9 protein-coding genes and 1 tRNA gene are annotated in these 11,726 nt (G+C 35.5%); 8 read left to right on the forward strand and 2 right to left on the reverse strand.

Going from position 1 to position 11,726, the window contains the following annotated elements; all coding sequences use genetic code 11:
- Positions 1-10 precede the first annotated feature (10 nt).
- The 5 genes from G521_RS16525 (at position 11) to G521_RS0104995 (ending at position 4,761) form a co-directional block, all read left to right on the forward strand.
- Complete coding sequence (locus tag G521_RS16525; RefSeq protein WP_051189473.1) at positions 11-1,099, forward strand: PAS domain-containing sensor histidine kinase; 1,089 nt, start codon at positions 11-13, stop codon at positions 1,097-1,099.
- A gap of 9 nt (positions 1,100-1,108) precedes the next feature.
- The gene (locus tag G521_RS0104980) at positions 1,109-1,735 is read left to right on the forward strand and encodes a response regulator (RefSeq protein WP_026897552.1); all 627 of its coding nucleotides are present in this window, start codon (positions 1,109-1,111) and stop codon (positions 1,733-1,735) included.
- A 123-nt stretch (positions 1,736-1,858) separates the two neighbouring features.
- On the forward strand, positions 1,859-2,257 hold the full coding sequence (locus G521_RS0104985) for a response regulator (RefSeq protein WP_155975661.1): 399 nt from the start codon (positions 1,859-1,861) through the stop codon (positions 2,255-2,257).
- A gap of 189 nt (positions 2,258-2,446) precedes the next feature.
- On the forward strand, positions 2,447-4,009 hold the full coding sequence (locus tag G521_RS17690; protein WP_155975663.1) for a sensor histidine kinase: 1,563 nt from the start codon (positions 2,447-2,449) through the stop codon (positions 4,007-4,009).
- A 290-nt stretch (positions 4,010-4,299) separates the two neighbouring features.
- Positions 4,300-4,761 carry a DUF1801 domain-containing protein gene (locus G521_RS0104995; RefSeq protein ID WP_026897554.1) on the forward strand — a complete coding sequence of 154 codons (462 nt, stop codon included), beginning with the start codon at positions 4,300-4,302 and terminating at the stop codon, positions 4,759-4,761.
- A 15-nt stretch (positions 4,762-4,776) separates the two neighbouring features.
- Here G521_RS0104995 and G521_RS0105000 read toward each other — a convergent pair whose 3' ends face one another.
- Positions 4,777-6,021, reverse strand: coding sequence for a glycosyltransferase (locus tag G521_RS0105000; protein ID WP_026897555.1), 1,245 nt, complete (start codon positions 6,019-6,021; stop codon positions 4,777-4,779).
- A 174-nt stretch (positions 6,022-6,195) separates the two neighbouring features.
- Between G521_RS0105000 and G521_RS0105005 the strand changes: the two genes are divergently transcribed.
- The gene (locus tag G521_RS0105005) at positions 6,196-6,909 is read left to right on the forward strand and encodes a CHAD domain-containing protein (RefSeq protein WP_162141783.1); all 714 of its coding nucleotides are present in this window, start codon (positions 6,196-6,198) and stop codon (positions 6,907-6,909) included.
- Between the two features lie 87 nt (positions 6,910-6,996).
- Positions 6,997-7,080: transfer RNA gene (locus G521_RS0105010), tRNA-Tyr, on the forward strand.
- Positions 7,081-7,194: 114 nt separating this feature from the next.
- Here the strand turns inward: G521_RS0105010 and aspS are convergent.
- A complete protein-coding gene (gene aspS, locus G521_RS0105015; protein ID WP_026897557.1) occupies positions 7,195-8,940 on the reverse strand; it encodes an aspartate--tRNA ligase in 1,746 nt (581 codons plus the stop codon).
- 343 nt (positions 8,941-9,283) lie between these two features.
- On the opposite strand from aspS, the gene G521_RS0105020 reads away from it, so the two are divergent.
- Entirely contained in the window at positions 9,284-11,650 is a 2,367-nt protein-coding gene (locus tag G521_RS0105020; protein WP_026897558.1) for a TonB-dependent receptor, read from the forward strand.
- Positions 11,651-11,726: the final 76 nt, after the last annotated feature.

Raw genomic sequence — 11,726 nt, forward strand, 5'->3', positions numbered from 1 at the left:
CTTTAAGCTTATGGGAATAGTAGCAAGTTTTTTAGAAAGTACTACAAGCGGAGAGGAATTGTTAAGGTTTGTACCCATTCTTGAAAATATATCAGATTTTGTTTGGATAACAGACATACATGATAGGATTATTTTCATCAATAGGGAAGCTAGGGATGCGTTAGATTACTCTGAAACAGATTCTGATTTATTAATAGAAAATCTATACTTACCATCAGCTTATAAGATTTTTAAGGAAGAAGGAGTTTTATCTGCTATACGTACTGGAATCTGGAAAACCCAAACAACCTGGATAGCAAAAAATAAAAGAGAAATTATAGTTTCTCAATCTCTTTTGTGCCATAAATCAAAAGAAGGAGTTCCTCAATATTTTTCCGCCATAGCCAGAAGTAATCCTGCCGTTAAAAATTCTGAAGAAGAATTATTGAAAATGAATGAGCAGTTGAGAAGTTTATCTGCACACCTTTTAAAAATTCGCGAAGAAGAGAGGTCGCGAATTTCACGAGAAATACATGATGAGCTTGGCCAATTACTTACGGGTATGAAAATGGATGTATCATGGATCAATAAAAGGCTAAAGAGTGAAGATTCGGCAATCCAAAATAAGATTGTTAGTTTGCTTGATCTCATAGATATGACTATTAGTTCTGTCAGGAGAATTTCTTCAGATCTGCGACCAGGTATTTTGGATGATTTTGGTTTATCTGAAGCTTTGGAATGGCAAGCAATTGAATTTCAAAAACGAAGCGGCATAAACTGCCATTTAGATTTAAGAGTTGATCTTCCATTAATTGATAAAAATCTGAGTATTACTTTATTCAGAATTTTTCAGGAAAGTTTAACGAATATTACAAAGCATTCCCAGGCTCAGAATGTGTGGTTACAAATAAAAACTATAGATAATTTTATTAATTTCAGAATAGAAGATGATGGAATAGGAATGGATATTTCCACCATAAAAACAAAATATACATTGGGGTTAATTGGTATGCAGGAACGTATTAATATGGTTAATGGCGAGTTTTCTGTCACTAGTTCTCCTGGAAACGGAACAGTGATAACTGTAAACGTTCCTATTATTTCACATCCGGATAATTGATCAAATGAAATGATACGAATTCTAATAGCCGATGATCATTCAGTTGTCCGAAAAGGGATTATTCAAATTATTGAAGAAGATTTTCCATTTTCAATTGTTCAGGAAGTTAACACCGGAGAAGAACTTGTGAAGCATGCATTAACTTCAAGTTGGGACATAATAATCAGTGATATTTCTTTGCCGGGACGCAGCGGTATAGATGCGTTGCATCAGATTAAATCAGCAAAACCTCAGTTACCGGTGTTAATTTTAAGCATGTATCCCGAGGAGCAATATGGTATTCGGGTTTTAAAAGCTGGTGCATCCGGTTATCTTTGCAAAGAATCTGCATCTGAGGTGTTAGTGAAGGCTATACACAGTATTCTTTCCGGGAAAAAGTATATAACAGCTACGATAGCCGATGCAATGGTTTCTAAATTAATGAATGATCAGAATTTAATGCCTCATCAATTATTATCTGATAGAGAATTTGAGGTAATGAAACTGATTGCAAAAGGTATATCTCTGTCTGAAATTGGAAATTTGCTGTCAATAAGTATAACTACTGTAAGCACTTACAGAACCAGAATTTTTCATAAAATGCATTTGCATACCAATACTGCATTAACGTTATATGCGCTCGAGCATAAATTATAATTTATTAAAGTTTCTTGTAGAATAATTACTACAAACAACTACTCACGTATTTCTACGTATTATAGCTATAAGTTCTATAATCTCTTCCTTGATTATTAGCTAAATTTAGAAATGGGATTGTTAATGGAAGTAACAAAAATCCATGTTCTGGTTATTGAGAAAAACCCAATTATATCCAATAGATTAATTAGTCTCATACAAGGAGTGCCGGAAGTGGACAAGGTAATTTTTGCCGATACTTTTAAAAAGGCATACAGGATTTTACAGAATTGCAAAATACACATAGTTTCTCTGGGGATTAAGGTATCTGACACAAATATTCTGGAATTATTAGCCGTCTGTAAATATGAACAACAATGTACCTTATTTATTTTGGCAGAAGATCTTCAGGATCGGTATAAATTACAATATGAGTATTTGGAGATAAAATATTGGCTTGATAAAGCCAGAGATTTTGATATGATACCTCAATTAATTTCTCAAATTGCAAATGAATTAAACCCGGCCCAAAAGCTAATTTAAGGTAATCTGAACTTTCAAAGCGATAAAGAATTACTGGACGTGATTTTTTGCTTTACTTATAGTTCTGCTGAAATTAGAATCAATAATTATCCAAATACGGGAACTTACAATATCCTAAAATTGCTCGCATCGAGTTTTAAAAGCAGGCTGGTAGGTGCTTATGAAATAAACAAATTAATCAAATCTCTTATGATGATTGTAGAAAATAAGACTCATGAAGCAGGGCGTCAAAGTATGATCAAAGAAATGAAATTCCGAAACACTTCTTCAAAGCAAGTATTGCGAAGTTCGGGCGAATTAATTAATGCTTCACAGTCGGCAAGAGCTGGTAATTGGGAATGGGACATCGCTCCCGATGCTTTGAAGTGGGACAATGTAATGGAATCTATAAACGGTATCAGTTCTGAATGTTTTGCAGGAGGATTAGAAGCCTGGGAAAAATGCATGCATCCGGATGATATTAGCCGCATCCGAAATGAAATCTATCTTGCGCTTACAGGAAAGAAGCATTTTGATACCGTTATCCGGATTGTGTGGCCGGATAATTCCTTTCATTTTATTAAAGCCGTAGCTACCATGCTAAAAAATGAAGAGGGAAATCCTGAGTATATGTTTGGATCAGTATGGGATATCACCGAAGAAAAATTCCAGGAACAGGAAATTATCAAAAGTGAAAAATTTTACCGCTCATTAATTGAAAACAGCCGGGATATAAAGTGCTTGTCAGATTTGAAAGGAATTATAACATACATAAGTCCGTCAGTTAAAGAAATCCTGGGTTTTGAACCAGATGAGCTTACCGGGAGGAATAGATTGGACTTGATTTTTTCTGAAGATCACAAAATGATCAATGAGAAAATACAATTATTATTAAGCTCTCCCCGAGAAACAGTTAAGGTTGAAATGAGATGCATCGACATAAACAACAAAATAGTGTGGTGTGAAGGTTACATCAGCAACTTACTTGACGTATCCGGAATACATGCAGTTGTATTAAATTTTTGCGATATAACTGTAAGAAAAGAATTTGAAGCAAAGATTGAAAATCAAAATACCGAACTTCTTAAAATTAATACCGAGCTGGATAATTTTGTTTATTCAGCATCCCATGAAATGCGGGCTCCATTATGTTCCATATTGGGACTTATAGATTTAGTATCCTATGAAGAAAAGGATATGGATAAAATCGAATTCTTTAATATGATGAAACAAAGTGTAGAGAATCTGGATAATTTAATCCGTGATATTGTTGATTATTCAAGAAATAATCGTCAGGAAGTTAAAATTGAGGAGGTCGATTTTAAAGATCAGATAACAGAAAGTATATTAAATTTAAAGTACTTACCTGAAGTACAAAATATCAGGATAGATACAGAAATTAAAAAAGAAACCAATTTTTACACCGATAAAAAGCGGATTGCAATTATTATTAATAACCTTTTAAGCAATGCTGTAAAATATCAGCAAGCGAAAATTGCTAATCCATTTATCAGAATATCCGCAAACATAACTGCCCAAAATGCATTTCTTACCGTTAGCGATAATGGATCCGGTATACCCGAAAATCATCTTGATAAAGTATTTAACATGTTTTACAGAGCCTCATCCGCTAAAAGAGGCGCCGGATTGGGTTTGTATATCGTAAAAGAAATTGTAGAAAAATTATCCGGCGAGGTATTTATCTTCTCAGAAGAAGGAGATGGTACCACAGTGTATGTATCAATTCCGAACCGTGTAAATCAATTCAATTAACGCGTCTCTTAAACTTTTTTCTTTGATAAAGAAAGTTCTGTAATACTTTTAAAATTCCGCTTTTCGGAACATTAGAAAAAGATCGAAGGGTATTTATAACGGGTACAACTTTGAAAAATTAACAGGTGATTCTTGCATGTCTGATCAAGCAACGACTGCAAAAAGAGAATTTTGATCACCTGATTTATGTTCTGAGTGAAGCGGGCGTTACATTGGAAAGTAATTAAGCACTTCATTGAAAAATGGGAGGAATGGTTTATGTATTCCCGAAATAGTTCTAAATTCAACACATGCAATCAGCCGCCAAAACTCCCGATGAATATATAAATTCTCTTCCTGAAGATCGTAAAACTGCAATTTCTGAACTAAGGAAAAATATTTTAAATAACCTCCCGGATGGATTTACAGAGACTATGAGCTATGGAATGCTGGGATATGTGGTTCCGCATTCAAAGTATCCGGCGGGTTATCATTGCGATCCCAGACTCCCATTACCTTTCATAAGTATTGCTTCGCAGAAGAATTTTATTGCAGTTTATCATATGGGCATTTATTCAGACAGCAAATTAATGGATTGGTTTATAGATGAATTGAAGAAACAATCCATATCCAAACCGGATATGGGTAAGAGTTGTATCAGGTTTAAAAAATTGGATCAGATTCCTTACAGCCTGATTGGTGAACTTGCTTCAAAAATGAGTGCAGATGAATGGATCAGTAAATATGAAAGTACTTATAAAAAGAAATCTTAATTAAGGAACAAATTGTTAGGCCTTATTTTTTTCTTCAATCCATTTAGACATGTATTTTGTTCCGGAAATTGTATGGTGCATCAGCATTGCACCCGTAAAATTCCGATGCCTGTGTTTGGAAAGATTATTTTTAATTTCTAAAATTCTATGGATTAATTCCAAGCCGGGAACTTCCAATGAGTAACATTTATTTATGATCCATATACCACGTTTCTGTGCATTTTCCCATTCCCGTTGATCGGTATATAATTTAACAGCCGCTTCGGCAATTCCATTTGCGTCGTCGGCAATAAATCCGCTCCATTCCAGCCCCGGATGCATGCCTTCGGCACCAATATACGTAGTTACACTCGGTGTACCGCATTGCATGGCTTCTATTAACTTTCCCTTAATACCAGCGCCAAAACGTAATGGAGCCAGACACACTCTGGCCGCTGTAACAACCTGAGCAGCATTTTCTGCCCTTCCTTTTATAAAAAAACCTTCTGCCGGCTTATTAAGTTCATTCACTTTTTGTGACGGATAAGCTCCATAAACATGCATTTCTGCACCGGGTAATTTTTTATGAATTATTGGCCAGATTTCCTCCTTTAGATATAAAACTGCATTCCAGTTAGGCTCATGCAAAAAATTTCCTATGGTAATAAAATTCTTTCTTGAATCAAAAGTCGGCCATTTGCTACTATCCTCCGGATTTATGGGCTCCAGTAAAAATGGAATATAATGAAGCAATGAATTATCAACCTTAAAAAAGTTGAGTAGTATGTTCATTTCTACATCAGAAATAATCAAAGATAAATCGCACCTCAAAATACTGGCTACTTCCCTTTTAGCAACACTGGATACAAGGTCATCTTCAGTAAATTCTCTTTTCTCTTTGAAGGCTTGTTGACGTGCTCTTCTAAGACTGTGTAAATCTTCGGTATCTAAAATGCGAATTGCATCCGGACAATTTTCTGCTACCCGCCATCCAAATTGTTCCTCGATCATAAAGCGGTCAAACAGCACTATATCCGGATTTAGGTTCTTGATAAATAGATCGAAGCCTGAATCATTTAATGAGATAGTGATTCTATCAATTTCCAATTGAGCAAAATCAAACATGTAATCACTATCGGAAGCTGCACTGGCAAATGTTACTTTCCAGTTTTGTGATATAAATAAATGAACTAACTGGATCATCCGCATGCCTGCAGCTGATGAATTAGGCTCTGGCCAAACGAAACCGATAATTAATACATGTTGTTTTGAATTTGTCATTTATTTTGAAAGCTCGGCAAATTTATCATTTTATAAATAGTAAGGTGATTTTGATGGCTGAATGCTGTGACCTAAAAATCAATTTAATTATATTTAAATCAGTCCAAACGAATGCTCAGCAAGAAAAAGCAAAAGAAGTTTCTTCTGAATAAATGCGTAAATATTATTTATTATATGAACGCATTTTGCCAAAGAAAGAATGCAGAAGATCTGCATCAAATGCGTGTTGAGATTAAAAAATTAAATGCCTTTATTTTCTTTTTAAAAAAGCAATTCGGCAGCAATTTCTATGCAAATATATTATCTCCTGTTAAAAATATTTTTAAAGAGGCCGGTGTAATCAGAACTGCACAGGTTAACTTAGAACTTGCAAAAAAAATTGATCTCAAAAATCCTAATGTGATTAATGATCTGATTAAAAGAATTGATACAGGGTCGTTGGAATTTTGTATGAATAGGTTGGAAGCCAGCAAAATGATGCAGCGATTTGTACTACAAATGTTGCCTAGTCTCAAAGAGATACGAACTTCCAGAATCAAAAAGTTTTTTAGAAAAGAAATTGAAAAATCAAATCCGCAATTGCTAGGAAAACTCAGTACAAAAGAATGGCATCATTTGAGGAAAAAAATTAAAATTCTCCTGTATGTTCATCAATTTTTAAATGAAGATATTCAGATGAAAATAAAATTAAATCGCTCTTACTTAAATAATCTGCAGGAATCAATTGGAATGTTGCATGATGTTGAAATTGTTTCAGGATTGATAGATAGAAATGAACGGGCCGGAAAAGCACTCGTTAAAAAATTGGGTGGCGAAATGGCTTTGCAAGAGAGATGTTTACATGAAGAAATTCAAAATTATAATTCTAAAGTTTTCTCACGCGGGTAAAAAAATAAAAAATAATTTGACAAAAATTTTAAATATTCATTATCTTGTACTTAAATAATTAAATTAATAAGATTTTATTATTTTTTTGGGGGTGATGCCAGAGTGGTCAAATGGGACGAATGGTAAATTCGTTAATTTTTGTTTACGGAGGTTCGAATCCTTCTCCCCCCACAATTTCTTGCACTTCCCTGTTTCTAAGGGTGATTTTAGACAATGAAGTTTGAGTATAAATATTCCTGTAAAGATTTTAAAGATAATTTTATGGAATATTTATACTCTTAAATCTTACAAATCTGTTTTAATTTTCAGCTCTTTTAACTGAACTTCAGAAATAGTTGAAGGCGAATCAATCATTACATCTCTTCCGGAATTGTTTTTAGGAAAAGCAATTACATCTCTGATTGAATCCAATCCGGCAAAAATGGAAACAAGGCGATCAAAGCCAAATGCTATTCCGCCATGCGGAGGTGCTCCATATTCAAAAGCATCCATTAAAAATCCAAACTGTTTTTGAGCCTCTTCATTGCTGAAACCAAGATGTTTAAACATTAAAGCCTGCAATGTACGGTCATGAATCCGGATAGACCCACCTCCAATTTCAGTACCATTAATTACCATGTCGTAAGCATTGGCTCTAACCTCGCCCGGATTAGTATCTAAAAGGGCAATATCGTCAGGTTTTGGTGAAGTAAACGGATGATGCATGGCGTGGTACCGCTCATTTTCCTCATCCCATTCTAAAAGCGGAAAATCAAGAACCCATAATGGTGAAAACACATTTTTATCGCGTAAGCCCAGACGGTTTCCCATTTCAAGGCGTAATTCACTTAACTGCTTCCGGACTTTTTCAGTAGGGCCGGCCATTACTAAAATAAGGTCACCGGGTTCAGAATGGTATAATTCTGACCATTTTTTCAGTTCATCTTCATTGTAGAATTTATCCACTGATGATTTCAGTGTTCCGTCGGAGTTGTGGCGTAAATAGATTAATCCGGTAGCGCCAATTTGTGGTCGTTTGATAAAATCGGTCAGTTCATCCAATTGCTTACGTGTATAAACCGCACAATTTTTGGCTTTTATTCCAACTACCAGTTCTGCATTGTCAAAGACAGGAAATCCTTTTTCTTTAACCAGTTCATTCATTTCAACAAACTGCATTTCAAAACGTGTATCGGGCTTGTCAGAACCATATAAGCGCATGGCATCTGCATAGGTCATCCGGGGAACATCTGCAAGATCAATGTCTTTGACATTTTTAAACATTATACGGATTAAACCTTCAAAAACATTTAGAATATCTTCCTGCTCAATAAATGCCATTTCGCAATCTATCTGTGTAAATTCAGGCTGACGATCCGCACGCAAATCTTCATCGCGAAAGCATTTTACAATCTGGAAATATCTGTCGAAACCCGACACCATCAGCAACTGCTTAAACGTTTGCGGCGATTGCGGAAGGGCATAAAATTCTCCCGGATTCATACGGCTTGGGACTACAAAATCTCGTGCCCCTTCCGGAGTTGATTTGATCAGAACCGGAGTTTCTACTTCTATAAAGTCCATTCCGTCCAAATATTTTCGGACTTCCTGGGCCATTTTATGTCGTAATACTAAATTATTTCTAACGGGATTTCTGCGAAGATCAAGATAACGGTATTTCATCCGAAGATCTTCTCCGCCATCGGTTTCATCTTCAATTAGAAATGGCGGTAATTTGGCGGCATTTAAAACCTCGAGACTGGAAACTTTAATCTCTATTTCGCCGGTTGACATTTTTAAATTTTTGCTGGAACGCTCAATTACTTTACCGCTTACTTTAATCACAAATTCACGGCCTAATTCACGGGCCTGAGCTCTTAAAGCTGCATTGTCATCCGAATTAAAAGTTAACTGAGTAATACCGTAGCGGTCACGCATATCAACAAAGGTCATCCCACCCAGATCGCGTGATTTTTGGACCCAACCTGTTAAGGTTACCTCTTTTCCCAGATCGCTGATAGTTAATTCGCCGCAGGTATGTGTTCTAAGCATTATTTTAAATTTAAATACCTGCAAAAGTATGATTTTTGATGGTATTGTCAGGCGTGGTTCTGTTCAATAATTGCTGTCAAATTTTCTACCCAATCTTATTACATAAAAAATTATACATTTGTCAGATCAATAAGGGGTGCCTTGTTTGCGAAATCAAACACAAAAACAGGCTGAGAACATACCCATCAAGGAGAGTAACAAGTTTTTAAAGCAGAAATTACTGCACAAAACCGTCACTTTCTAAGAGCACCTGATCCGGATAATGCCGGCGGAGGGAGGTAAAAAGTTAATAATCTATGCTTAACCCCTATGCATAGCAGTTTTAACTCATAAAAAACACACATTGAAAAAGATTACATTGATTGCCATCACGGCAATTCTGATTCCGTTCATTTCATGGGCGCAATTTTCATTAAGCGGAAAAATTTCAGACAAAAAAACAGGGAAATTTCTTGCCGGAGCAAGCATTAAGATATTAAACCCTGAAATTAAAATTCAGAGTAATGCCGATGGACAATATTTGTTAACAACACTTCCAAAAGGAAGTTACAGCCTGCAGGTTTCTTTTCTCGGTTTTAAAACAGAGATAATCGCAATTGAATTAGACAAAAGCAAGGTGCTTGATATTGCTTTAGAGCAAAGCAGTCTTTTAACCGAAGAAGTAATTGTAAGTGCAACACGTGCCCGACAGAATTCTTCCTCAACGTATCAGAATATTAGTAAAGCTGAACTTGAAAAAAATAATCTTGGTCAGGATTTGCCTTTTCTGCTTAACCAAACCGCTTCAGCTGTAGTTACATCTGATGCCGGAGCCGGCATCGGTTATACGGGAATCCGCATACGGGGAAGTGATCCAACTCGTATAAATGTGACTATAAATGGTATTCCATATAACGATTCTGAAAGCCAGGGAACATTTCTTGTAAATCTGCCGGATTTTGCATCCTCGGTAGACAATATTCAGATTCAACGCGGTGTTGGTACATCTACAAACGGAGCCGGAGCTTTTGGTGGAAGTATTAATATTCAAACAACAACCCGTTCTGATTCGGCTTATGCAAGCTTAAACAACACATACGGATCATTCGATACATGGAAAAATACGCTGAATCTAGGTTCGGGACTGATTAGCAATCATTTTAGTTTTGACGGGAGATTATCTCAGATTAAATCTGATGGTTACATAGACCGGGCTTCAACAGATCTCAAGTCTTATTTTGCCAGTGCTGCCTATTATGGAAAGCAGAATATTCTTAGGGCAAACATTTTTTCAGGTAAGGAAAAGACGTACCAGGCATGGAACGGCGTGCCTGAAAGTTTGTTGGTTATAAACCGTACGTATAATGGTTTTACCTACCAGGATCAGACAGATAATTATACTCAAACCAATTATCAGTTACTTTATTCACAAAATGTTTCTCCACAAATTTCTTTAAACGGAGCTCTGCATTACACTAAAGGGAAAGGATATTTCGAGGAATTTAAAGAAGATCAAAATCTGGAAGCTTACGGTCTTCCGTCTTTTGAAAGTGATGGAGCCACCATTAATCAAACGGATTTGGTCCGCCGCCGCTGGCTGGACAATGATTTTTATGGGTTAACCTATTCTTTAAACTATAATCCGCTAAACTATTTAAAGGTGACATTAGGCGGTGCATATAATGAATATAATGGCAAGCATTTTGGCGAAGTGGTTTCTGCTCCGTATCCGCAGGCTATTAATGGAAAAAATTACTACGAAGGACTTGGTTTTAAGACAGACTTTAATGTTTTTGGTAAGACAGAATGGCAACTTGGAAGACTGAATATATTTACGGATTTGCAGTATCGCAGAATCTCTTATAAAATTAATGGAACAGATAAAAACAGGTTTGCCCTTAACAATAATGAGCAATTAGGTTTTTTTAATCCGAAAATTGGGTTTTCTTATCAGCTGAATCCAGAGAGTAATATCTATGTATCATTCGCAGTAGCTAATAAAGAGCCTAACCGGGATGATTATATCAATTCAACAGATATGAATCAACCCAAATCTGAAAATCTCAAAGATATTGAGGCTGGCTTTAGGTTTGGGAAACAGAATTTTAATACCGCCATAAATGGTTTTGCAATGATTTATAAAGATCAGTTGGTATTAACCGGAAAAGTGAATGATGTTGGAGAATATATCCGTCAGAACGTACCTCAAAGTTACCGTATTGGTGTAGAAGCCACACAATCATGGCAGCTCAGCCCTCGCTTAAACTGGAATTTCAATGCAGCATTAAGCAGTAATAAAGTTCAGCGTTTTACCGAATTTGTAGATGACTATGACAATGGCGGTCAGCTGGTAAATAACTACAAAAATACGGATCTTGCTTTTTCACCGTCGTTTGTCGCTTCTTCAGAGTTTGCTGTAAAACCTTTTCAAAAAACAGAAATTGCATTATTAAGTAAATATGTAAGCAAACAATATCTCGATAATACTGGCAATACAAATCGGAGTATAGATGCATTCTTTGTAAATGACCTTCGCCTAAGTTACAATACAGCATTTAAGCGATTAAAAAATATTGGCTTAACCTTGCTTGTAAATAATATTTTTTCTGAATTGTATGAAAGTAATGGCTATACATTCAGCTATTTATATGATGGTAATTTTACAACAGAAAATTTTTATTACCCACAGGCAAAACATAATTTCCTGCTGTCATTAAATGTAAAATTTTAGAAATCACCTTTAGTTAACGTAAATATCACAATGATTTAAAATTTCATTGCTGATATTCGCGTTTTCTTTAAAATCA

Source organism: Daejeonella oryzae DSM 19973, from assembly GCF_000422945.1.
GTDB classification, from domain to species: Bacteria; Bacteroidota; Bacteroidia; order Sphingobacteriales; family Sphingobacteriaceae; genus Daejeonella; species Daejeonella oryzae.

Coding starts and splice junctions, on each gene's coding strand:
- aspS (WP_026897557.1), bottom strand. CDS start 8,940: ATGCTTAGAACACATACCTGCGGCGAATTAACTATCAGCGATCTGGGA.
- G521_RS0104985 (WP_155975661.1), top strand. CDS start 1,859: ATGGAAGTAACAAAAATCCATGTTCTGGTTATTGAGAAAAACCCAATT.
- G521_RS16525 (WP_051189473.1), top strand. CDS start 11: ATGGGAATAGTAGCAAGTTTTTTAGAAAGTACTACAAGCGGAGAGGAA.
- G521_RS0104995 (WP_026897554.1), top strand. CDS start 4,300: ATGCAATCAGCCGCCAAAACTCCCGATGAATATATAAATTCTCTTCCT.
- G521_RS0104980 (WP_026897552.1), top strand. CDS start 1,109: ATGATACGAATTCTAATAGCCGATGATCATTCAGTTGTCCGAAAAGGG.
- G521_RS0105005 (WP_162141783.1), top strand. CDS start 6,196: ATGAACGCATTTTGCCAAAGAAAGAATGCAGAAGATCTGCATCAAATG.
- G521_RS0105000 (WP_026897555.1), bottom strand. CDS start 6,021: ATGACAAATTCAAAACAACATGTATTAATTATCGGTTTCGTTTGGCCA.
- G521_RS17690 (WP_155975663.1), top strand. CDS start 2,447: ATGATGATTGTAGAAAATAAGACTCATGAAGCAGGGCGTCAAAGTATG.